This is a genomic window from Pseudoalteromonas sp. NBT06-2 (assembly GCF_002276045.1).
In the GTDB taxonomy this organism is placed as follows: domain Bacteria; phylum Pseudomonadota; class Gammaproteobacteria; order Enterobacterales; family Alteromonadaceae; genus Pseudoalteromonas.
This window is the reverse complement of the sequence record NZ_NQMR01000099.1, coordinates 1-22,364: the sequence shown is the minus strand read 5'-3', so window position 1 is coordinate 22,364 and position 22,364 is coordinate 1. Positions and strand designations below refer to the sequence as shown.

At 35.3% G+C, this 22,364-nt stretch carries 20 protein-coding genes and 6 tRNA genes; 7 read left to right on the top strand and 19 right to left on the bottom strand.

The window, feature by feature from the left end; all coding sequences use genetic code 11:
- Nucleotides 1-60 precede the first annotated feature (60 nt).
- The 3 genes from CJF42_RS17530 to CJF42_RS17520 form a co-directional block, all read right to left on the bottom strand.
- Complete coding sequence (locus CJF42_RS17530; protein WP_095367916.1) at nt 61-402, bottom strand: 4a-hydroxytetrahydrobiopterin dehydratase; 342 nt, start codon at nt 400-402, stop codon at nt 61-63.
- Between the two features lie 10 nt (nt 403-412).
- Entirely contained in the window at nt 413-1,210 is a 798-nt protein-coding gene (gene phhA / locus CJF42_RS17525; RefSeq protein WP_095367915.1) for a phenylalanine 4-monooxygenase, read from the bottom strand.
- Nucleotides 1,211-1,500: 290 nt separating this feature from the next.
- On the bottom strand, nt 1,501-2,544 hold the full coding sequence (locus tag CJF42_RS17520; RefSeq protein ID WP_252097646.1) for a TIGR01620 family protein: 1,044 nt from the start codon (nt 2,542-2,544) through the stop codon (nt 1,501-1,503).
- A gap of 195 nt (nt 2,545-2,739) precedes the next feature.
- Between CJF42_RS17520 and CJF42_RS27600 the strand changes: the two genes are divergently transcribed.
- Nucleotides 2,740-2,910 carry a hypothetical protein gene (locus tag CJF42_RS27600; protein WP_170940645.1) on the top strand — a complete coding sequence of 57 codons (171 nt, stop codon included), beginning with the start codon at nt 2,740-2,742 and terminating at the stop codon, nt 2,908-2,910.
- Between the two features lie 3 nt (nt 2,911-2,913).
- Here CJF42_RS27600 and CJF42_RS17510 read toward each other — a convergent pair whose 3' ends face one another.
- The 4 genes from CJF42_RS17510 to pspA form a co-directional block, all read right to left on the bottom strand.
- A complete protein-coding gene (locus CJF42_RS17510; RefSeq protein WP_095367914.1) occupies nt 2,914-4,362 on the bottom strand; it encodes a YcjX family GTP-binding protein in 1,449 nt (482 codons plus the stop codon).
- An 84-nt stretch (nt 4,363-4,446) separates the two neighbouring features.
- The gene (gene pspC, locus CJF42_RS17505) at nt 4,447-4,854 is read right to left on the bottom strand and encodes an envelope stress response membrane protein PspC (RefSeq protein ID WP_095367913.1); all 408 of its coding nucleotides are present in this window, start codon (nt 4,852-4,854) and stop codon (nt 4,447-4,449) included.
- A complete protein-coding gene (gene pspB / locus CJF42_RS17500) occupies nt 4,851-5,084 on the bottom strand; it encodes an envelope stress response membrane protein PspB (RefSeq protein ID WP_095367912.1) in 234 nt (77 codons plus the stop codon). The genes pspC and pspB overlap by 4 nt, the downstream gene beginning before the upstream one ends.
- Nucleotides 5,085-5,177: 93 nt before the next feature.
- On the bottom strand, nt 5,178-5,846 hold the full coding sequence (gene pspA, locus CJF42_RS17495) for a phage shock protein PspA (RefSeq protein WP_095367911.1): 669 nt from the start codon (nt 5,844-5,846) through the stop codon (nt 5,178-5,180).
- A gap of 203 nt (nt 5,847-6,049) precedes the next feature.
- On the opposite strand from pspA, the gene pspF reads away from it, so the two are divergent.
- The 6 genes from pspF to CJF42_RS17465 all read left to right on the top strand — a co-directional run bounded on the left by pspF (nt 6,050) and on the right by CJF42_RS17465 (nt 12,521).
- On the top strand, nt 6,050-7,117 hold the full coding sequence (pspF, locus tag CJF42_RS17490) for a phage shock protein operon transcriptional activator (protein WP_095367910.1): 1,068 nt from the start codon (nt 6,050-6,052) through the stop codon (nt 7,115-7,117).
- A 25-nt stretch (nt 7,118-7,142) separates the two neighbouring features.
- The gene (locus tag CJF42_RS17485) at nt 7,143-8,744 is read left to right on the top strand and encodes an ABC transporter substrate-binding protein (RefSeq protein ID WP_095367909.1); all 1,602 of its coding nucleotides are present in this window, start codon (nt 7,143-7,145) and stop codon (nt 8,742-8,744) included.
- Complete coding sequence (locus tag CJF42_RS17480) at nt 8,744-9,778, top strand: ABC transporter permease (RefSeq protein ID WP_095367908.1); 1,035 nt, start codon at nt 8,744-8,746, stop codon at nt 9,776-9,778. The genes CJF42_RS17485 and CJF42_RS17480 overlap by 1 nt, the downstream gene beginning before the upstream one ends.
- Complete coding sequence (locus CJF42_RS17475; RefSeq protein WP_095367907.1) at nt 9,765-10,670, top strand: ABC transporter permease subunit; 906 nt, start codon at nt 9,765-9,767, stop codon at nt 10,668-10,670. The genes CJF42_RS17480 and CJF42_RS17475 overlap by 14 nt, the downstream gene beginning before the upstream one ends.
- 82 nt (nt 10,671-10,752) lie before the next feature.
- Nucleotides 10,753-11,775 carry a peptide ABC transporter ATP-binding protein gene (locus tag CJF42_RS17470; RefSeq protein WP_095367906.1) on the top strand — a complete coding sequence of 341 codons (1,023 nt, stop codon included), beginning with the start codon at nt 10,753-10,755 and terminating at the stop codon, nt 11,773-11,775.
- Nucleotides 11,760-12,521, top strand: a complete 762-nt coding sequence (locus CJF42_RS17465) for an ABC transporter ATP-binding protein (RefSeq protein WP_095367905.1) — start codon at nt 11,760-11,762, stop codon at nt 12,519-12,521. Before CJF42_RS17470 ends, CJF42_RS17465 begins: the two co-directional genes overlap by 16 nt.
- A 301-nt stretch (nt 12,522-12,822) precedes the next feature.
- Here the strand turns inward: CJF42_RS17465 and CJF42_RS17460 are convergent, their stop codons facing one another.
- From CJF42_RS17460 to CJF42_RS17405, 12 genes are all read right to left on the bottom strand, one after another.
- Complete coding sequence (locus CJF42_RS17460; RefSeq protein ID WP_095367904.1) at nt 12,823-14,727, bottom strand: SurA N-terminal domain-containing protein; 1,905 nt, start codon at nt 14,725-14,727, stop codon at nt 12,823-12,825.
- Between the two features lie 189 nt (nt 14,728-14,916).
- Nucleotides 14,917-15,192 (bottom strand): HU family DNA-binding protein, encoded by a 276-nt coding sequence (locus CJF42_RS17455; protein WP_095367903.1) that lies wholly within the window; start codon nt 15,190-15,192, stop codon nt 14,917-14,919.
- A gap of 197 nt (nt 15,193-15,389) precedes the next feature.
- Entirely contained in the window at nt 15,390-17,741 is a 2,352-nt protein-coding gene (gene lon / locus CJF42_RS17450; RefSeq protein ID WP_095367902.1) for an endopeptidase La, read from the bottom strand.
- Between the two features lie 197 nt (nt 17,742-17,938).
- Entirely contained in the window at nt 17,939-19,222 is a 1,284-nt protein-coding gene (gene clpX, locus CJF42_RS17445) for an ATP-dependent protease ATP-binding subunit ClpX (RefSeq protein WP_095367901.1), read from the bottom strand.
- Between the two features lie 102 nt (nt 19,223-19,324).
- Nucleotides 19,325-19,936, bottom strand: coding sequence for an ATP-dependent Clp endopeptidase proteolytic subunit ClpP (gene clpP, locus CJF42_RS17440; RefSeq protein ID WP_095367900.1), 612 nt, complete (start codon nt 19,934-19,936; stop codon nt 19,325-19,327).
- Nucleotides 19,937-20,086: 150 nt separating this feature from the next.
- Entirely contained in the window at nt 20,087-21,391 is a 1,305-nt protein-coding gene (gene tig, locus CJF42_RS17435; RefSeq protein ID WP_095367899.1) for a trigger factor, read from the bottom strand.
- A gap of 311 nt (nt 21,392-21,702) precedes the next feature.
- Nucleotides 21,703-21,779 (bottom strand) — tRNA-Pro (locus tag CJF42_RS17430).
- A 41-nt stretch (nt 21,780-21,820) separates the two neighbouring features.
- Nucleotides 21,821-21,897 (bottom strand) — tRNA-Pro (locus CJF42_RS17425).
- A 41-nt stretch (nt 21,898-21,938) separates the two neighbouring features.
- Nucleotides 21,939-22,015 (bottom strand) — tRNA-Pro (locus tag CJF42_RS17420).
- A gap of 41 nt (nt 22,016-22,056) precedes the next feature.
- Nucleotides 22,057-22,133, bottom strand: a tRNA-Pro gene (locus CJF42_RS17415).
- Nucleotides 22,134-22,157: 24 nt separating this feature from the next.
- Nucleotides 22,158-22,233: transfer RNA gene (locus CJF42_RS17410), tRNA-His, on the bottom strand.
- Between the two features lie 31 nt (nt 22,234-22,264).
- A tRNA-Arg gene (locus CJF42_RS17405) sits at nt 22,265-22,341 on the bottom strand.
- Between the last annotated feature and the right edge of the window lie 23 nt (nt 22,342-22,364).

The window sequence follows — 22,364 nt, the reverse complement described above, 5'->3', positions numbered from 1 at the left end:
TTCGCTGGGCAAACAAAAAAGGCTCCAAAAGGAGCCTTTATAATGAAATAATAGTGTATTTTAGTCTTCCAATAATTCATCTGTTTTTGCGGCACAGATAAAGTCATTTTTATGCAGACCATTAATTGCATGAGTCCAGTAAGTTACTGTTACTTTACCCCATTCAGTTAATATACCTGGATGGTGAAACTCCGCTTCTGCAAGCTCAGCTACTTTATTTGTAAATGCTAATGCTAACTTGAAGTTTTTAAATTTAAACTCTCGTTCTAATTGCATTACACCATCTTTTACAACAGGTACCCAATCAGGGAGCATTTTGATCAGTGTTGCTAATTCTTCATCTGAAACTTGAGGGGCGTCGGCATGACACGCTTCACATTTTTGAGCACTTAAATCAGACATTTTTTATCCTTTAACTTGCTAGTTTTACTTTTGGTTCAAATAATGGCTTATGTAGCCCTAATGCTTTTGCTTTTTCAACTAATGACATTAAATCCATATTTGATATATCAAATAGGTCATCAATTGAATTTATAGTGTGGTAAATCGGTTGCATAATATCAATGCGATAAGGTGTTCTGAATACATTTACAACATCTAATGCTTCAATTTCAGCTTTACCAGAATAAACATATTGTGTTTCACCTGGGCTCGATAGCACACCACCACCATAAATGCGTATTTTATCATTGACCATCATTAAGCCAAACTCAATTGTGAACCAGTATAAACGTGCTAAATAAATACGATCTTTTTTATTAGCTTGTAATCCAATTTGGCCATATTTATGAGTAAAGTCAGCAAATGATTTGTTTGTCAGCATGCCACAGTGACCAAATATCTCGTGAAAAATATCAGGTTCTTTTAAATAATCAAACTCTTCACGGCTTCGAATGAAAGTTGCAACAGGGAATTTTTTATTCGCTAACAATTCAAAAAACTTATCAAAGCTTATTAATGCCGGAACAGGTTCACATTGCCAGCCTGTCGATTGACGTAATACTTTACTTACATCTTCTAATTGTGGAATTCTATCTGTTGGTAAATCGAGTAGCTTTAAGCCAGCCATAAATTCATCACAGGCTTTACCTTCGATACATTTTAATTGACGAGATATCAATTCTGACCAAATTAAATTCTCTTCATCGCTCCATTTAATGTAACCATTTTGATCTGGTTCTTTAGAGATATATTGACTTACTTTAGACATGTTCAGCCTTTTTAATAATTCTTTTTTGGCAGTGCCTATAATTTAAAAGCACGCCAACTTGTTAAGAACATATTATTTTAAAGCAAAGAAATTATTAACCCCTGACTGTTAATTTTAAAGCCATCAACCACGAGAAATTGTAAACAATAAAATACAATAGAGTATACAAATCGATACAGAACTTTAAAATAGGTTGCACAGAGAATTTAAAGTAAAAATATATTTACATAAAAAATAAAATACGCTCCTATCTATATGAAATGAACGCGATAAAAGTATTAATTTATTATTTAAACTTTTTTACTGATTCCTTTAAATAATAAAATCATTGAGTTTGATAGCAGTTTTCTTTTATTTTCTAAGCGTGGGATTGGGCGACTTAACTCCATTGCTTTATACCCTATTCGTGCAGTTAAAATACCAGCACTTATTCCTTGCCCTGCTCTTGCAGAAATTTTTCCTGCCAACTCAGCTCCAATGGCGGTTGTTGCTAAATCTGAAACTAATTCTGCACTGCCTGCAAATAGCATTTGTTTTGCTAATAAACGATAAAGTTTTATACGACTAAGATAACCTAAAGGAATGCCATACACTTTTGCGATATCTTCAATTAATTTAGTGCCTCGCCATAATACAGCAGCCATATCAATCAATGCTATTGGGCTTAATGCAACCATTAAACCTGACTCTAACGCATATTTATTAATGAGCTTTTGTGTTTTTACATCTTGCTTTGTTAATACTGTATTACTATAAAGTGTCATTACCTCTTTATCAGTATGATACGCTTCCAGTGTATTTTTAAATTCACTAAAGCCATCAATTTCTTGATGTTTATTTAATTTATTAAGCCAAATTAATGCCTCACCAATTTGTTGAGAATGAAGCAACCTATTTGCGTCGATGCGTTGTAATTGATTCGATTTTAACTTTCTAAGTTGACTGTATTCTTTTATACATTTTTTTGAAATAAGCCCTAATGTGCTGATAATCAATAAACTATATAATGAGCCTAGTATGATCGAACTATTAAAACTGTGATAAACGGTTAAGCCAAGTTCAGTAAAAACTAAAGTAGTAAAACTCAATACAAACACTTTTTTAAGTAATGAGCTTGGTTTATTGTCATATATGCTTTCTAACTTTGCTGTATTCCCATCATTGTGATCTATTTCATTATCAATCGTATCTCTTTCATTTAGATGCTTAGAGGCATCATTTAATTTTTCACCCGGGCGCAACCCCTCTGTAGACTCAAGTAACTGGGCAACATCATCTTCGACTAATGTTTCTATTACCCGACCTTGCTGATAATCTGTTTTATTTAAATTCACGATTTCTCCTTTCAAGAATACGATTTATATTCGTTTTGTAATATACCCAAACCACTTCAAGATGCAGGATTCAGTTGGAATTAGAAATGCTTTAGGCAAGGCATTGATTGAAGAACATGGTTATTCCCTTTTCAAAATCAATAACGCTGCATAAAGTATTTATAAACCAACCTTACAGGGACTTCTGAGCAAATCATGCTCGTTGTTGCCTGCATGGATGTAGGTACTAGAGCAATGCAGGAGCATATTGCCGGTCCATCTTTTTTTAAGGGAGTAACCATTAATGCAAAGATGCGCCTAGATCATGAATTGCTCAGCAGTCCTGAACCTCACATCTTGAAGTGGCTTGGGTATAAACAACTATGATCGTCACTTTAACTTATCCCCTAACAAGAATTCACACACATGATCTAGCCGAATATGCCTTAAATTATTATCAAAAGTTAATTGAGGATAAAACTCAGGAAATGAAAACCCTTCTTTTGGCCATTCATGTTGACTAAGTACTCTCATCGGCGGTTGAGCAGGTAAATAGGTTATCCACTGGCCACTTTGCATTTCCTTACCATAAATACATTTAATGGCTTTACCACTTTTGTCTTTCACTTCAACAACTTTAGTAGCACAGATAGAAGACATCGCCATCGTTTCAACTTGAACTCCATCAAATTTAAGCTCATTTTTAGCTTGTTGCACTATGCTATTTAGTAATATTGCGAGATCTTTATGATGTTCAGTACTTAAATGATCCGATTTATTTGCAGCAAATAGCAATTTATCTATTTTGGGTGAAAATAGACGTTTAATAAAACTAGATTGACCATAATTAAAATGCGCAATAAGTTGCTCTATCGCCCTACCTTGTTCAGCTAATACATTTGCTCCTTGTGTTAATGCTGTCAGTAAATCCACTAATATGATTTGCCTATCAAATCGACAAAAGTAATTCTCATAAAAAGGTGTTACGACCTCTTTAATATAAGCTTGATAACGTTTTTTAAGGTGAGCTAAATTTGATCCCTCTACAATTTTTTCTCTTTCATTGAAGTTTATAGGAAAAAACATCAATAGAGGCGCACCATCTAAATCACCGGGGATCAACATACGACCTGGCTGTAATATTGTAAGTTTAGAGTCTTTTTTAAAACGCTGTAATAACGCTTTATACATTTGTGCTATTTCAGCTAACTTTGATTCATCTACTGGCGCATCTAAATCTAAAGTAGCTAATTTCTCCAATAATTCCTGAGAATACTCAGCTCTGGGGTTTTGCTTTAATAGTTCAAATTGTTGCTGACACCATTGCTCAAAATTTAACGATAACATGGGTAAATCCATCAACCATTCACCAGGATAATCAATTAAATCAATTATCAATGTAGAAGTATCAGTAATTTGGCTTCGAATACCAGAGTTTGGTTTATATTTTAGCGCTAACCTTAAAGTATTTATTCTTTTAGTTGAATCAGGCCAATTTGGAAACTCACCTTTAAGGGATGATAATGCGTGTTTATAAGGAAAAGTAGGTAAAGCCAACGCATCTTGTGGTACAGATTTAGCAGCAATTAATCTCTCGCTCTGAATAACATCAAAAAAAGGTAAGTTTTCTTTATCTGCACTCTTTGTCAATTGTTCTACCAAAGCCGTGATAAATGCTGTTTTACCACTTCGGCTAAAACCAGTAACTGCTAATGTAATATGTTGATCTAGACTTCGATGCAATAATTGATGAGCTTGATGTTTGATTTTTTTAGCATTAGTAGAGTTAAGCTGTGAATTAATTGATGAACTAACTGCATTGAGTAATTTATCTAGCATAAATAGTCGATACCATTAAGTAATAAACCCAAGCCACATCAATATATGATTTGGGTATCTATTCACTCTATGATATCAAATTCCTTAAAGTTTATTAATTTCATGACTTACGGTAAATTCTGGTGAAGTAACATACTTTTCCATTGATTGAATTCTGCTATCTACACGAAAAAGTTGTTCTTTTAAATCTTGTAATGCACGTCTTGGTGGTTCACCAGCTTGCCAAACTTTAAATTTAACTTCGACAGGACGCTCTTCTTTAGAGTCTGTTTTTAATACTTCATCGTATGACAGTTCTTTTTTATCTAAAATAAACCAACATGCGATATAAGCGACTACAAAAAACGGGCCGCCAGTTAATAAAACAGCTGAAATAAAGATGACACGGACTAACCAAAGTTCCATATTAAAGTAATCGCTTAAACCAGCACATACACCCGCTATTTTGCCACGACTTGGATCTCGATAAAGTTCACGTTTTAATTTACTCATACTTTACTCCTCCATTGTGGTGCCTCCGCATCTAAAATAGACTCAAGAGTTTGTACTCTTTCAGCCATTTTTTCAGCTTTATTTGATAGTTCAATTAATTGGCGATGTTCATGTTCACTTAAACCTTGGCTAACTTGCTTTTTACTTCTGTAGTGTAAAATAAGCCATAATGGTGCAATAAATATCATGAAAACCATTAATGGCGCTATTACCTCTTCAAAACCATTCATATTACTCTCCTACATTCCTTGATATTAGTACCAAAACTCGCCTTTATTATTTTATATTAAATCGATTTTGATACTATTTTTTACTGACACGGTCTACTTTTCAGATTTACCAGACATTTTCTTTTTAAGCGCTGCAAGCTCATCATCAACTTTATCTTCTTGTTGTAATTGTGCAATCTCGTCTGATAATGACTTTTTACCTAAATCATATGCTTCAATTTGAGATTCTAACCCATCTATTTTAGTCTCAAATCGATCAAAACGACTTAATGCATCATCTACTTTAGAGCTATCTAAAGTACGCTTTACTTCAAGGCGTGACTCAGCCGAGCGTTGACGCAATACAATTGCTTTTTGCCTTGCTTTAGCATCGGCTAACTTTTCTTGTAACGTTGTTACTTCAGTTTGTAATTTGCTTATATGCTCTTCTACATGGTTCAGTTCATTTTCAGCAACGGTTGCAGTTTCAGTAGCCTTTTTCTTTTCAACAAGTGCTGCTCGAGCTAAGTCTTCGCGATCTTTAGATAAAGCGAGTTCTGCTTTTGTTTGCCACTCATTTTCTTGTGCATTTAACCTATCAACTCTACGCGAAAGTTCTTTTTTTTCTGCTATTGTTTTAGCTGAAGTTGAACGCACTTCAACTAATGTATCTTCCATCTCTTGAATAATAAGACGAACCATTTTTTCTGGATCTTCTGCTTTATCTAAAATTGCGTTAATATTAGAATTAACGATATCTGTAAAACGTGAAAAAATACCCATAGTATATACCTCTAATTAATTATCGTATTTATCTAACTTAGTTTGCTTCTAACTTAACACATCAAGATACTTGCCAACTTTTTAAATTAATATAACACACTGTTTTAATAGAATTAATAATTACTTTGAGAAATAACTTTTGTTAGCACATTATTTAAAATACACTACTAAATAGTGTAAATGACTAAATTTTAGGATCATAGATGAACCGTTTTCGACAACAAGATAATTTACTAGGGCAATCGAACAGTTTTTTAGAAGTACTTGAACATGTTTCACAAGTAGCATCATTACATAAACCTGTAATGATCATTGGAGAACGCGGGACTGGCAAAGAGCTCATTGCAGCTCGTTTACACTATTTATCAAAACGTTGGGATCAAAGTTACGTAAAACTTAACTGTGCTGCTTTAAGCGAAAACTTGTTAGAAAGTGAACTTTTTGGCCATGAATCAGGCGCTTTTACAGGTGCCAGTAAACGCCATGAAGGTCGGTTTGAACGCGCCGATGGCGGTAGTTTATTTTTAGATGAATTAGCAAATACCTCAGGTTTAATCCAAGAAAAGCTACTTCGAGTAATAGAATATGGTGAATTTGAACGTGTTGGTGGAAAAAGTACAATAAAAGTAGATACACGTTTGATTTGTGCAACCAATGAAGATTTACCTACTTTAGCTGAAAAAGGCGAATTTAGAAGTGATTTACTTGATAGACTGGCATTTGATGTAATTACACTACCACCATTACGTGAACGTAAAGAAGATATTTTACTATTATCTGAAAACTTTGCTATTAATATGGCGCGAGATTTAGAGTGGGAGTTATTTAGTGGTTTTACACGTTCAGCGCAAGAAACATTATTAGATTATCCATGGCCAGGTAATATTCGGGAACTAAAAAATACAGTTGAAAGAAGTGTATATCGTAGTGCTAATGCTCACATTCCAGTACATAATATTATTCTTGACCCTTTTAAAAGCCCTTACCGCCCTATTAGTCGTGTAAAAACACACGATCGTGTTGTAAATACTGATTTACATGAACAAAAATCAGATGATGCTTCATCTAAAACCATTCCTTCCAACATAAGTAATAGCCGCTTTCCATGTGATTTAAAAACATTATCAAATCAATTTGAAATTGATTTGATAAATAAAGCCCTTAAAAACAGCCAATTTAATCAAAAGAAAACTGCAGAAATGTTAGGTTTAACGTATCATCAACTTAGAGGGTATCTAAAAAAATATAATTTGTTAGAAAGCACTCAATAAACACGAAAATAAAGAGGCACGATGAGTGAGTAAATTCATCTTTAGCATTGTAATACTTATACTTACTGGCTGTACTGAACAAGCCCTTATAAATCAAAATAACCATGGATTAATCTATTGTGCTGAAGCTAATCCTGTTAGCTTTAACCCTCAGCTCACAACATTAGGTTCAACAATAGATCTGACGTCTAAACAGCTATATAACCGCTTGATCAGTATTGATGCTAATACAGGTGAATTTTTACCTGAATTAGCGCATTCCTGGAAAATTTCAAATAATAGAAAAAAGATAACATTTGAATTAAGACAAGATGTCCAATTTCATCAAACTGATTATTTCACGCCGACAAGAAAATTAAATGCTGACGATGTGGTGTTCACTTTTAGTCGCTTATTCGATGCGTATAATCCATATCATTTTGTTAGTGGTGGTCAATACCCATACTTTCAAAGTATCGGCTTAGACCAATTAATTAAATCAATAATAAAAGAGTCCGAGTATAGTGTTTCATTTGAGTTGTTTGATGCCCAAAGTAGTTTTCTTGCCAATATCGCAACTGATTTTTCAGTTATTTTATCTGCTGAATATGCCAAAAGTTTAGAAATAGATGAGACCTTAGAAAATTTAGACAACTACCCTGTCGGAACAGGTCCTTATAAATTTAAAGATTATAAACGAGATATATTAATCCGTTATTATAAACATGATGAATACTGGAAGCACCCAGTTGAACTAGAACAGCTTGTATTTGATATTACCCCCAATAGTACAACACGTATCGCAAAAATGTTAACACATGAATGTGATGTCACACCTCACCCAAATTCATCTCAGTTATCTATTTTAGCGAGTCGAAAAGATATTAAAGTACTAAAAGAAACCAATCTTAATATAGGATATTGGGCTTTCAATACACAAAAAGCCCCCTTTGATGATAATCGCGTACGTAGAGCGCTGGCCCATGCCATAGATATTGATAAAATAATGCATGCTGTTTATCTAGATAATGGCAAACGTTTAGAGTCAATTTTACCAAATACCTCATGGGCATACCAAGCTCAAGTCAATATGCCTAACTACAATCCTGAATTAGCCAAACGTTTATTACGACAAGCTGGATTAGTAGAAGGTTTCAAAATGGACTTATGGGCTATGCCTGTAGCGAGAATATATAACCCTAATGCACGAAAAATGGCTGAATTAATACAGAGCGATTTAAATAAAATTGGTATTACTGTTAATATTGTTGAATATGAATGGAATACATTTATTAAAAAGCTTGAAGAACATGCCCATGACACAGTACTACTTGGTTGGTCAGCCGATACGCCTGATCCAGACAATTTCTTTAGTCCATTATTAAGCTGTGCAGCAGCACTAAATGGTAAAAATGCAGCAAATTGGTGTGACCCTGAGTTTGATTTATTATTATCCAAGGCTTTAGATACTATCAAGATAGAAGAAAGAAAAGAGTTTTACTTTCAAGCACAGCAAATGGTTATCCAAGAGTTACCATTATTCCCGATAGCACAAGGAATGCGCTTTCAAGCAAGCTCAACCAACGTAGAAAATATTGAAATTAAATCTTTTGGTGGTGTATCACTGGCTAAGGCAAGGAAACTATAATGGCTTTAGAATATATTTTTCGACGCATTATTTTACTCTGTTTTATGCTGCTTCTTTTATCCATATTCACATTTTCTTTGAGTTTTTTATTCCCAGGTGATCCATTAACTAATTTAAGTGGTATTCAAGATATCTCATTTCATGAATCAGATGCTTTATCTGAAAAATATAAATTAGATCAAAGTATTCCAAAACAGTTTATTTCTTTTATAACCAGAGTTGCTCAAGGAGATTGGGGCATATCTTTTGCGTCTCAGAAACCTATTTTTGAACATATTGTTGCGTTATTTCCTGCAACATTAGAATTAGCTTTGTATGCCTTATTAGCATCAATTGTATTTGGTATTCCTGCAGGTATTATCTCTGCTGCCTATTATGAAAAATGGCCTGATAAGATCATAAATACTCTAACGCTTCTTGGCTATTCAACCCCGGTATTTTGGCTCGCACTATTGATGATAATGTTCTTTTGTTTACAACTGGGTTTATTACCTATGTCTGGAAGAGTCAGTTTATTATATGAAATCCCTGATATAACTGGATTTATCTTAATAGATATTTTACTGAGTGATGTTAGTTATAAATTTAATGCTTTTATAGATGCAATCAAACATTTATTATTGCCTACAATTGTACTTTCTACCTACCCAACCATGGTACTTATTCGATTTACCCGTGACTCTATGCTAGAAGTACTAGAACAAAACTACATAAAAACAGCAAGAGCAAAAGGTCTAAGCCGAAGCCAACTTATTTTTCGTCATGCACTAAGAAATGCTTTATTACCCGTTATAAAACAAATAGGTTTGCAATTTAGTAGTTTGATCACCTTAGCAATGATCACAGAAGTCATTTTCTCTTGGCCAGGTATTGGCCGTTGGTTGATCGACAGTATTTATCAAAGAGATTTTCCAGCTATACAAGGCGGTTTATTAGCTGTTTCGACATTTATTATTTTAGCAACAGTAACAGCCGATTTAATACACTCTGTGTTTGACCCTATAATCAGGAACCAAACACATGGCAAAATTTAATTTTAATACTGATATCAGTTCAGAAGAGCTCAATAAATCCCCATTACGTCAGCTTTGGAGGCATTTTAAAGCTAATCACGTAGCATTAGTTGGGTTATGGCTATTTATTGCCTTAACAATACTCGCGACTTTAGCGCCTGTCATCGCGCCCTATGGCGTGAATCAACAACACACAGATGCCTTATTATTACCGCCTTCATGGGATGATGTCGGTGACGTAAGATTTATATTAGGTACCGACGACCTTGGTAGAGATATATTATCCCGATTAATCAATGGCACAACCTATACTTTTGGTTTAGCAATTTTAACTGCTTTAATTACGACTTTACTTGGCGTTGTATTAGGTGTTTTTGCAGGTATGAGCAAAGGGGTTCGCTCGAGTATTTTAAACCATATGCTCGATGTTACTCTTTCCATCCCTTCATTATTATTGGCAATCATTATTATCGCCTTATTGGGCCCCGGCTTATTAAATACGGTATGGGCAATCATTTTAGCTTTACTACCTCAATACATTCATTCAGTAAGAAACCTTGTTGTACAAGAATTGTCAAAAGATTATATTGTTGCACAATGGTTAGATGGTGCTAATAGCTGGCATATTTTAAGCAGAGGGATCTTTCCCAATATTTATGAACATATAGTGGTCATATTTACCATGTCTCTATCAACAGCTATTTTAGATATATCCGCTTTAGGATTTTTAAAACTAGGTGCGCAACCACCTACAGCTGAGTGGGGCGCTATTTTATCTGAAAATTTAGCTTTCATTTATTTAGCCCCTTGGACAGTTGCATTACCAGGAATATTATTATTCTTTGCTGTGCTTTCTACAAATCTAGTAGGTGATGGTTTGCGAAGTGCTTTGAAAAAAAGAAAAGCTATTTAATGGGGTTATTTAACTTAAACTGCCCAATAAATTTGCAATCAATGCAAGAAAATAATGCCTTATTTTATAGGAGTGCAATCGAATGCAATTGCTAGATATACGCAACCTAACTATCGAATTAGAAACATCTGAAGGTATTATTCGTGCAGTTGATAAAATTAGCCTGAGCTTAAAAGAAGGTGAAGTGCACGCCCTAGTGGGTGAATCTGGTTCAGGAAAAAGCTTAATTGCAAAGGCGATAGTAGGCGTATTGAACTCTCGATGGCGTATCACAGCAGACAGAATGCACTGGCAAGGTATAGATTTAATGCGTTTATCTCCTGAAAAACGACGTAAGCTTATAGGTCAAGAAATTGCCATGATCTATCAAGACCCTAGTAGCTGCCTAGATCCCACTGCAAAAATAGCAAATCAAATAGCAGAGAGCATTCCTGATAAAGGATTAAGAGGTTATTTTTGGCAAAAAAATAGACAAAGAAAAGAAAGAGCAATCGCACTGTTACATAAAGTGGGTATTAGAGATCACACAAAAATATTAAGTAGTTACCCCCATGAACTATCCGATGGCATTTGCCAAAAAGTAATGATAGCGATGGCAATTGCCCGTTCACCTAAATTGCTTATCGCAGATGAACCAACAACGGCACTTGAAAGCACAACTCGCGCACAGGTTTTCAGATTATTAAAAAGTTTAAATTTATTAAAAAACATGTCTATATTAATGATAAATCATGAACTTGAAGAGCTGTCTAGTTGGACCCATGGACTTCATGTACTCTATTGCGGGCAAATGGTTGAAGCTGGACCAACAAAAATATTATATAAAACACCTTACCACCCTTACACCAATGCGCTACTAAAAAGCCTGCCAGATTATAATAAAGGTTTAAGCCATAAAGATGAAATCTATGCCTTAAAAGGTACAATCCCTACATTACAGCACTTACCAATAGGCTGTAGATTAGGTCCCCGCTGCCCACAAGCACAAAGAGATTGTGTAAAAACGCCAAAACTCAGTACACAGCAAGAGCATAGCTTTGCATGCCATTTTCCTTTAATTACACTACAGGCAAATAAAAGGAATTCAAAATGCAGCCAATCCTAAAGGTACAAGCATTATCAAAAGCTTTTAAAGTCAGAGATAAATATTTTTTAAGAAAAAAATTTCAAGTATTAGATAATATTTCATTTTGTCTTTCAAAAGGTGAAACTATCGCTATCATAGGCGAGACAGGTTCAGGGAAAAGTACATTAGCAAAAATACTCGCAGGTGCAGAAACAAGCCAAAATGGTCAAATTTTACTCGAAGGTAAGATAATTGAAGATGATGGTAAACGTAAAACCAGCTGTCGTGACATTCGATTAATATTTCAAGATGCGTCTAAATCTCTTAACCCAGGCATTACAATTGGTAAAACATTAAAAGAAATATTGTTAATGAATACAGACTTAAATGATTTGCGATGCAAAGACACGATAAACAAAATCTTATTAAAAGTTGGCCTATTAGCTGAACATCAACATTATTATCCTCATATGTTTTCAGGTGGTCAATTACAACGTGTAGCGCTTGCTCGCGCTTTGATTTTAGAACCTAAGGTATTAGTGTTAGATGAAGCTCTGTCTTCGTTAGACCCTTCTGTAAGAGCACAAACAGTTAATTTATTATTAAAGCTTCAGCAAGAAACAGGATTAAGTTACGTACTTATCACGCATCATTTAAGTTTAGTTAAACATATGAGCGATCAAACATTAGTACTAGATCAAGGTAGAATCATTGAATCAGGTAAAACACAAACCCTTTTCAAACAGCATAAATCTAAAATTACACAGAGATTATTAAACTGCTAATAGATTTTCTATGCATGTATTCTATACATCTCATCAACTTACTTTCTAAAAACTAACATAGCAAGCAACCCTGTATTTACTTCTTCTATTGAATATAAACCAAGTACTTCAAACTATTTTTTCAGTATCGAAAAACTCGATAAAGGGCTATTCGCTCTTCGACACGACTTAATCTTGATGAACTTAAATGATGGTTTGTACTTTAACCATTTCAGTAGTGGTCGGGTTTACCAGTTTTGCTGGGCAAACATAAAAAGGCGCATAATATGCGCCTTTTTATGTTTAGATGCAAAGATAAATATTAGTTTTGCTCTGCAACTGTTAAGTTTGCAGCCTCAATTTCCGCATCAGCTTTTAATGAATTAACAAAAACTAAGTAGTTTTTATTAATTTGCTGTGTAGCAAAGTTTTGTTTAACTTGTGCCTCTACTGTTATCGGTTCAGCAGCAGTCACCTTAGTTAATGCTACAATTGCAACATCACCGTTATTTAATGACACTAAATCTGTTACCGCTTCATTCTTGGGATGAGCAAGTTTAAATACTGATTGCGCAATTTGTGGAGAAACTGAACGGTCATTACGTGTTAATCCAATTACCTGTTTAACTTCAGATTCTGCTTCAGTTGCAATATCAGCTAAAGATGCACCAGCTTGTATTTTCACATACAAGGTATCAGATTTTTCTTTTGTTAACTCAGCTGCTTTTTGATTAACTAAAGTGGATTTAATTTGTTCAGAAACTTCTGTTATAGATTTTGTAGCAGCTGCTTTATGTTCTTTTACACGAACAACGATTACATGTTCATCGCCTAATTCTATTACTTCCGAATTAACACGGTCTTCAATTAATTCAGTAGAGAAAATTGCTTTAATAACAATTGGGTTATTTACAGCCGCAGGTGCGTTAAAACGATTAAATAAAGCAGTAGACATTACCTCTTGATTAATCGCACCTGCTGCATCTTCAAGTGAATCAGCTACTTCAAATGCAAGTTCTGCAAGTTCTGTTTGCTTACCATAAAATAATTCTGTTTTAGCATCTTTTTCTAAAGCCGCTTTTAGCTCGTCTTTCACTTGATCTAATGTTTTAACTTGCTGAGCTAATAAATCAGTTAATTTTATAATATGATAACCAAACTCTGATTTTACAATTTCAGTCACATCCCCTTTTGCTTTTAACGAAAATGCAGCATCTTCAAACGCAGGGTCCATCATGTCACGGTCAATCCAATCTAAATCACCACCCAACTCACCACTAACGATATCATCAGAATCTGTTTGTGCTAATGTAGCAAAATCTTCACCAGCTTGCAGTTTAGCTAATACAGCCTCAGCTTTAAGTTTTGCAGCATCATCATCTTCAGTATTATCAATTAAAATATGCGCAACACGGCGTTTTTCAGGTTCAACATACTGAGCTTTATTTTCTTCGTAAGCGAGTTCAATCTCTTCATCTGAAATTGTTTTATCTAATGCGACAGAATCTGAAGATAACTCTACATATTCGACTGAAACTTGCTCTTGAGACATAAACTGTAATTGGTTAAGCGTATAATAGTCTGAAATTTCAGTTTCAGTCACTTCAATACCCGCTTTTACTTTATCAGCTGAAATCACTAAGTAATCGAGGTCGCGCACTTGTGCTTCTAATTGTGTTGCTAAGCTAACTTCACCGTTTAACGCAAAATCAGAACCTGCAATAGCAGAAACAAGCTGGCTACGTGTCATTTCTGTTCTTAAATAATCACGAAATGAATCTGGTTGGTAATTCATTTGTCTTATAACTTGAATATAGCGATCATTACTAAACTGACCGCCAATTTGAAAATAAGGTAAACCACGAATTTCATCTTTTAATGCTTTATCACTTACACGTAAACCTAATTTACTTGCTAACTGTGTTTGTAATTCTTGTTGTACTAAACGTTCAACTACATTATCACGTACACGAGTCATGTATGTTGGATCTGATGATATTTGTGTAAAGTACTCTCCAAACTGTTGTTCTAAACGGCTGCGTTCATTTTCATAAGCACGAGAAAATGCTGTTTGACTAATTTTCTGTCCATTTACAACTGCAACAGGCTGGTCATTTGGCTGACCTAAATAACTACCGATGCCTGCTAAGGCAAATGATAATATAACTAATCCAAGGACTATCTTAGCTGTTACACCTTGCGATCCTTCTCTAATTCTTTCTAACATTATTTTATCTCTTTATGTACCAAGTAAAATTACAAATCAGCATCAGTCTAAAAAAGACTTGGAAACTGATTGGTAATTCAACTTGAAAATTCGAATGTAAAAAAAGCGCATCTTATCAGATGCGCCTTTTTACTTGAAGCTATTAACGGAATAAACATTCCTAACTTTCTGAATCAACTAAATGTTGAATTAAGTGTTAACGGCATCTTTAAGTGATTTACCTGCTTTAAAAGCTGGAATCGTTGCAGCTGCAATTTCAATTGCAGCGCCAGTTTGTGGGTTACGACCAGTACGCGCAGCACGTTCACGAACAGAAAATGTACCAAAACCAACTAATGCTACAGAATCACCTTCCTTAAGTGCGTCTGAAACTGAGTTGATAAAAGAATCTAGTGCTCGCCCTGCTGCAGCTTTAGAAATATCAGCACTTGAAGCCATTTGATCTATTAGTTGAGATTTATTCACAACAACATCCCCTTATATTTTTATTATCATCGAAAACAATATAATTGTTTTCATAGTTAAATTTGATGTAAGTTAGCCTAAATCCATACTGAACAAGGGCTGCACTTAAAAACCAGAGCCTAACTTAGCATAACTTTTTAATTTGAAAAGCCCTTTACAGCACTTTTTGCAGTTTTTTTAACAATTTGATTAATTATCTACTTAGAAGCGACTGAAAAACTATCAATTGGATGTAATAAAGTCAGCTCTAATACCTCATCGATCCACTTTACAGGGTGAATTGATAAGCCTTCTAAAACATTTTCAGGGATCTCTTTAAGATCTCTGGCATTATCATTTGGAATAATAACAGTTTTAATACCGCCACGATGTGCCGCTAGTAATTTCTCTTTCAAGCCACCAATAGGAAGTACTTCACCACGTAAAGTAATTTCACCTGTCATTGCAACATCTGAACGAACGGGGTTGCCCGTTAAACTAGAAACCAAGGCACATACCATAGCTGCACCGGCGCTTGGACCATCTTTAGGTGTCGCGCCTTCAGGTACATGAACATGGATATCTCTTTTAATATAAAAATCTTCATTAATTCGTAATTTTTCACTGCGGCTGCGAACAACTGTCATGGCAGCTTGAATAGACTCTTGCATAACATCACCAAGCGAACCTGTATGTGTCAATTTGCCTTTTCCTGGTACAGCGGCGCATTCTATTGTCAGTAAATCACCACCAACTTCAGTCCAAGCTAAACCAGTTACTTGACCAATACGATCATCGCCTTCAGCTTTACCATAATCATGACGTTGGACACCTAAGTAGTTCTCAAGATTATCTTGATTAATTACTACTTTTTTAGTTTCTTTATTAAGCAAAATTTCCTTTACTGCTTTACGGCATAATTTCGAAATTTCACGCTCAAGATTACGTACTCCTGCTTCACGTGTATAATATCGAATAATGCCTATAATCGCACTATCTTCAATTTCAATTTCATTTTGCTTTAAGCCATTACGCTTGATTTGTTTAACCAATAAGTGCTTCGTCGCAATATTTAATTTTTCGTCTTCTGTATAGCCTGATAAACGGATCACTTCCATTCGGTCCAATAATGGTCCTGGTATATTGAAACTATTTGATGTGGCAACAAACATCACGTCTGATAAATCATAATCAACTTCTAAGTAATGATCGTTGAAACTCGTATTCTGTTCTGGATCTAATACTTCAAGTAATGCTGAAGAAGGGTCACCACGCATATCAGAGGACATTTTATCTATTTCATCTAATAAAAACAGAGGGTTTTTAACACCTACTTTAGACATTTTTTGAATAATTTTACCTGGCATAGAGCCAATGTAAGTTCGTCTATGACCCCGTATTTCGGCTTCATCTCTTACACCACCTAGTGCCATACGTACGTATTGGCGACCAGTCGATCTTGCAATTGATTGACCAAGAGATGTTTTACCAACACCTGGAGGACCCACTAAACACAGAATTGGTCCTTTTAGTTTATTAGTACGTTGCTGAACCGCAAGATACTCCATAATCCGCTCTTTTACTTTTTCTAGACCATGGTGATCAGAATCAAGAACTTCTTGCGCCTTAGCTAAATCTTTCTTAACTTTGGAACGCTTTTTCCAAGGTACACCGATCATCCAATCAATATATGAACGTACTACAGTTGCTTCAGCAGACATGGGAGACATCATTTTAAGCTTATTTAACTCTGTTTTAGTCTTATCTGTTGCCTCTTGAGGCATGCCAACTTCTTCAATTTTTTTAGCTAAAGCTTCAAACTCATCTGGTGCATCATCTAATTCACCCAATTCTTTTTGAATGGCTTTCATCTGCTCATTCAAATAATATTCGCGCTGACTTTTTTCCATTTGTTTTTTAACACGAGAACGAATTTTTTTCTCTACTTGAAGTAAGTCTATTTCACCTTCCATCTGCGCCATTAAAAACTCTAAACGCTCAGTAACACTGGCTATTTCAAGTACTTTTTGTTTTTCAGCTACTTTTAATGGCATATGCGCTGCCATAGTATCAGCTAAACGCGCAGGCTCATCTATTCCAGAAACTGAAGTAAGTACCTCGGGTGGAATTTTTTTATTTAACTTTACATAGCCTTCAAACTGACTAACCGAACTACGTAAAAATACATCATGTTCTTGTTCGTCAATATCTCCTGATACAATATATTGAGATTCGGCAATAAAAAATTCATCTGTCTGGGTAAACTTTGTGATTTGAGCACGCTGAGTGCCTTCTACTAAAACTTTAACCGTACCGTCTGGCAGTTTTAACAGTTGTAAGATAGTTGCAATAGTACCGACCTGATATAAATCTTCTACTTCAGGTTCATCAATACTTGCATCTTTTTGTGCGACTAAAAATATTTGTTTGTCATTTTCCATTGCTGCTTCTAAGCATTTGATAGACTTTTCACGTCCAACAAATAAAGGTATTACCATATGTGGATAAACAACCACATCTCTTAGGGCTAGTACTGGAATCTCAACACAATCAGTTCGTTCAAGCGTCATTATTATTCTCTTGAGGCTGATATCAATACAAAAAAATTTCGTGTTTTTACGTATAATTTATTTGAATTGGTATTTAAAAAATAAAGGCATGAATTGAATATGGGGATAACTAAACTAAAGATCAATCATTTTATGAAAAAAGGAACCGAATGGTTCCTTTTTGTTTAATTTACATACTAAACTTGCTAAAAATTAAGCTATTCTGATACAGCTTTGTCTGTAGGTGGATTTTCATAAATAAGTATTGGATCAGATTCACCTTTGATCACTGTTTCATCTATGACGACCTTGCTAACATTTTCCATTGAAGGCAATTCATACATAATATCAAGTAATACCGCTTCGACAATAGAACGTAAACCACGTGCACCAGTTTTTCTTTCCATCGCTTTTTCAGCGATAGCAATTAATGCATCTTCACGGAATTCAAGTTCTACATCTTCCATTTTAAACAAGGCGCCATATTGCTTTGTTAATGCATTTTTAGGCTCATTTAATATTTGAATCAAGGCATCTTGATCTAATTCACCTAGAGTAGCAACCACAGGTAAGCGACCTATAAATTCTGGAATTAAACCAAATTTGATTAAATCTTCAGGTTGAACATTCTTAAGGTTATCACTTAAAGATTGTGTTGCCTCAGATGATTTCACATCAACACCAAAGCCGATTCCGGTATTTTTATGACCTCTTGCTTCAACAACTTTATCTAGGCCTGCAAATGCACCGCCACAAATAAATAGAATCTTAGAAGTATCAACTTGTAAAAATTCTTGTTGAGGGTGTTTTCTACCACCTTGCGGTGGCACTGAGGCAACAGTACCTTCAATTAACTTAAGTAAAGCTTGCTGAACACCTTCACCAGATACATCTCGAGTGATTGATGGATTATCTGATTTACGTGATATCTTATCTATTTCATCTACGTAAACAATACCCCGTTGTGCTTTATCTACATCATAATCACATTTTTGAAGCAATTTTTGAATGATATTTTCAACATCTTCACCAACATAACCCGCTTCAGTTAATGTTGTTGCATCAGCCATTGTAAATGGTACGTCTAATAATTTAGCCAATGTTTCAGCTAAAAGTGTTTTACCGCTACCCGTAGGTCCAATAAGTAAAATGTTACTTTTACCTAATTCTATAGTTGAAGTTGATGCAGATTGATTTTTCAAACGTTTATAATGATTATAAACAGCAACAGACAATACTTTTTTGGCATGTTCTTGCCCTATAACATAATCATCAAGGTGTGCGCGTATTTCTTTTGGCACAGGCAGCTTTTCAGTTGCGATATGCTTTGGCGCAATATCCTGTATTTCTTCCCTAATAATATCATTACAGAGCTCTACACACTCATCACAAACATAAACAGACGGACCTGCTATTAATTTGCGTACTTCATGTTGGCTTTTGCCGCAGAAGGAGCAGTATAAAAGTTTACTGTTCTTATCGCCGTCAGTATTGTCGGACATTAAGCTACCTCTTTCCTAGCGCATCTCTCACCTTTTCATACTAAAATTTTAGTCAAAAAAACTTAGATACGCACACTTATTTAATTATTCGTTTATTTAGTACTAATCGCGCTGAGTAAGCACAGCATCAACTATACCATATTCCACAGCTTGTTCAGCGCTCATAAAGTTATCACGATCTGTATCGTTTGCAATAACTTCTATTGGTTGACCAGTATGTTCTGACAATAAACGGTTTAACTTATCTTTGATCGATATAATTTCTTTTGCATGGATCTCAAAATCAGATGCCTGACCTTGGAAACCACCTAATGGCTGATGAATCATCACTCGTGCATTAGGTAAACAAAAACGCTTGCCTTTAGCGCCACCAGAAAGTAAGAAAGAACCCATACTTGCCGCTTGACCAACACATAAAGTACTTATATCTGGTTTAATAAAGTTCATGGTATCGTATATTGCCATACCAGCTGTCACTGAACCACCAGGCGAGTTAATGTAGATGAAAATATCTTTTTCTGGATTTTCTGATTCTAAAAATAATAACTGGGCAACAATTAAGTCAGCCATATTATCTTCGACTTGACCTGTCAGAAATATAACTCGCTCTTTTAGTAATCGAGAATAAATATCATAGGAGCGCTCGCCTTTTGGTGTTTGTTCAACAACCATAGGAACTAATGCGTCTGAAGGAGGTGTAATATTATTAAACATTTAAATCTTTTTCCTTATTCGCTTTTTATTAAGAGAAAAATTATAGGCTAAAATGTAAAAAGGCCCGAGTATCAAATGAAATAACACAGATACACGAGCCATTTAAACTTTAGCAGAGATTTAAGTCAATGACTTTATACTAGAGGTGTATTATTGAGCCGCTTGTGGGTTCATAATATCATCAAAAGCAGTTTCAACATCTGAAATAGTCGCTTGTGCTAAAAGAGTTTCTACAGCTTGCTCTTCCATAGCAACGTTGCGCATTTGCTGCATCATTTGCTCATTAGATTTGTAGTACTCAACAACTTCAGTTGGATCTTCATATGCTGAAGCCATCGTTGCGATAAGTTCTTCAACTTTAGAATCGTCAACTTTGATTTCATTTGATTTGATCACTTCACCTAATAATAGGCCTGTTTTAACACGTTTTTCAGCTTGCTCTTTAAATAACTCAGCTGGAAGCTCTGGCATATTCTTAGCTTCGCCACCAAAACGTTGTGCAGCTTGTTGACGTAAAGTATCAACTTCTTGAGACACTAATGCACTTGGTACATCAACATCATTAGTTGATAAAAGACCATCAATTACTTGCTCTTTAACTTTTGCTTTAACAGCTTGATCAAGTTCACGTGTCATGTTCTTTTTAACTTCAACTTTAAGTGCGTCTACGCCACCTTCAGCTACACCGAATACAACAGCAAATTCGTCGTTAAGCTCTGGTAATTCTTGAATTTCAACTTTTTTAACTGTGATTGCAAATTCAGCGTCTTTGCCTTTAAGGTTTTCAGCATGGTACTCTTCAGGGAAAGTAACTGAAGCAACTAAATCTTGACCCGCTTTTTTACCAATAATGTTATCTTCAAAACCTGGGATCATACGACCTTGACCAAGTTCTAGAGGGAAATCTTCAGATTTTCCTCCTTCAAACTCTTCACCATCTACTTTACCGATAAAATCGATAGTAACACGTGCGCTTTCAGAAGCCGCATCTTCAGAAACAGTCCAGTTAGCGTGTTGCTTACGCAAAGTTTCTAACATGTTGTCAAGATCAGCATCTGTTACTGTAACAGCTGGCTTTTCAACTTTGATAGTGTCTAAATCTTTTAATTCAACTTCAGGGTAGACTTCTAAAGTTGCCGCGAATTCTAAATCTTTACCTGCTTCTAACGCTTTAGGAGCAAAAGTAGGTGCGCCTGCAGGGTTTAACTTTTCTGCCACAACAGCATCGATATAATGACGTTGCATAAGTTCACCAGCAACTTCTTGATGTACAGCTGCGCCGTAACGTTTTTTAATTACAGAAACTGGAACTTTACCTGCGCGGAAACCATCAATACGTTGAGTTTTTGATAATTGTTGTAAGCGTTTTTTTACTTCAGTATCGATGTTCACAGCTGGAACAGTGATAGTTAAACGGCGCTCTAAGCCTTGAGTCGTCTCAACAGAAACTTGCATGATTTACCTCAATCTATATATTTTGGCGTTCAATACGCCTTCCTTTCAAACAATAAAATTACTGCTTGATCGTCCGTAGACGTTTTTTATTTAATATTAGTCGCGGCATTATAGCGTAAATATTCAGATAGTCGAGTAACCAATATGATTTTTTAATTAACAATGATAAATTAAAATATTGTCATGTCAGAATTGATTACTATAGCGCTGGAACAGGTTTATTTAGTTAGATAAGATTACTAAATATACTTTTAAAAATAAACAGGTTAGCTTAGTTAATAATGAAGAATTTACATGATGTGCTATATAAATGGTCGGCGATGCAGGATTTGAACCTGCGACCCCTTGGACCCAAACCAAGTGCGCTACCAAACTGCGCTAATCGCCGAATACATATAATTTTTGAGTTTATTTTATTGGATATATAAATGGTCGGCGATGCAGGATTTGAACCTGCGACCCCTTGGACCCAAACCAAGTGCGCTACCAAACTGCGCTAATCGCCGAATACATATAATTTTTGAGTTTATTTTATTGGATATATAAATGGTCGGCGATGCAGGATTTGAACCTGCGACCCCTTGGACCCAAACCAAGTGCGCTACCAAACTGCGCTAATCGCCGAATACATATAATTTTTGAGTTTATTTTATTGGATATATAAATGGTCGGCGATGCAGGATTTGAACCTGCGACCCCTTGGACCCAAACCAAGTGCGCTACCAAACTGCGCTAATCGCCGAATTTCTAGATTTATGATTTAAATTGGGGCGATTGACGGGGCTCGAACCCGCGACCACCGGAATCACAATCCAGGGCTCTACCAACTGAGCTACAACCGCCATAACTTAAATCTTTGAATATCACAATAGATGGTGCGCCCTGAAGGATTCGAACCTTCGACCCACGCCTTAGAAGGGCGTTGCTCTATCCAGCTGAGCTAAGGGCGCGTTTTATTTAACCATAAATAAAG

What these genes read in the sequence shown, in the direction of transcription:
- tig (WP_095367899.1), bottom strand. Translation starts at nt 21,391, where the DNA reads ATGCAAGTTTCTGTTGAGACGACTCAAGGCTTAGAGCGCCGTTTAACT.
- CJF42_RS17465 (WP_095367905.1), top strand. Translation starts at nt 11,760, where the DNA reads ATGCAGCCAATCCTAAAGGTACAAGCATTATCAAAAGCTTTTAAAGTC.
- CJF42_RS17460 (WP_095367904.1), bottom strand. Translation starts at nt 14,727, where the DNA reads ATGTTAGAAAGAATTAGAGAAGGATCGCAAGGTGTAACAGCTAAGATA.
- CJF42_RS17480 (WP_095367908.1), top strand. Translation starts at nt 8,744, where the DNA reads ATGGCTTTAGAATATATTTTTCGACGCATTATTTTACTCTGTTTTATG.
- clpP (WP_095367900.1), bottom strand. Translation starts at nt 19,936, where the DNA reads ATGTTTAATAATATTACACCTCCTTCAGACGCATTAGTTCCTATGGTT.
- pspC (WP_095367913.1), bottom strand. Translation starts at nt 4,854, where the DNA reads ATGAGTAAATTAAAACGTGAACTTTATCGAGATCCAAGTCGTGGCAAA.
- CJF42_RS27600 (WP_170940645.1), top strand. Translation starts at nt 2,740, where the DNA reads ATGCTCGTTGTTGCCTGCATGGATGTAGGTACTAGAGCAATGCAGGAG.
- pspF (WP_095367910.1), top strand. Translation starts at nt 6,050, where the DNA reads ATGAACCGTTTTCGACAACAAGATAATTTACTAGGGCAATCGAACAGT.
- CJF42_RS17510 (WP_095367914.1), bottom strand. Translation starts at nt 4,362, where the DNA reads ATGCTAGATAAATTACTCAATGCAGTTAGTTCATCAATTAATTCACAG.
- pspB (WP_095367912.1), bottom strand. Translation starts at nt 5,084, where the DNA reads ATGAATGGTTTTGAAGAGGTAATAGCGCCATTAATGGTTTTCATGATA.
- CJF42_RS17530 (WP_095367916.1), bottom strand. Translation starts at nt 402, where the DNA reads ATGTCTGATTTAAGTGCTCAAAAATGTGAAGCGTGTCATGCCGACGCC.
- lon (WP_095367902.1), bottom strand. Translation starts at nt 17,741, where the DNA reads ATGACGCTTGAACGAACTGATTGTGTTGAGATTCCAGTACTAGCCCTA.
- CJF42_RS17475 (WP_095367907.1), top strand. Translation starts at nt 9,765, where the DNA reads ATGGCAAAATTTAATTTTAATACTGATATCAGTTCAGAAGAGCTCAAT.
- pspA (WP_095367911.1), bottom strand. Translation starts at nt 5,846, where the DNA reads ATGGGTATTTTTTCACGTTTTACAGATATCGTTAATTCTAATATTAAC.
- phhA (WP_095367915.1), bottom strand. Translation starts at nt 1,210, where the DNA reads ATGTCTAAAGTAAGTCAATATATCTCTAAAGAACCAGATCAAAATGGT.
- clpX (WP_095367901.1), bottom strand. Translation starts at nt 19,222, where the DNA reads ATGTCCGACAATACTGACGGCGATAAGAACAGTAAACTTTTATACTGC.
- CJF42_RS17470 (WP_095367906.1), top strand. Translation starts at nt 10,753, where the DNA reads ATGCAATTGCTAGATATACGCAACCTAACTATCGAATTAGAAACATCT.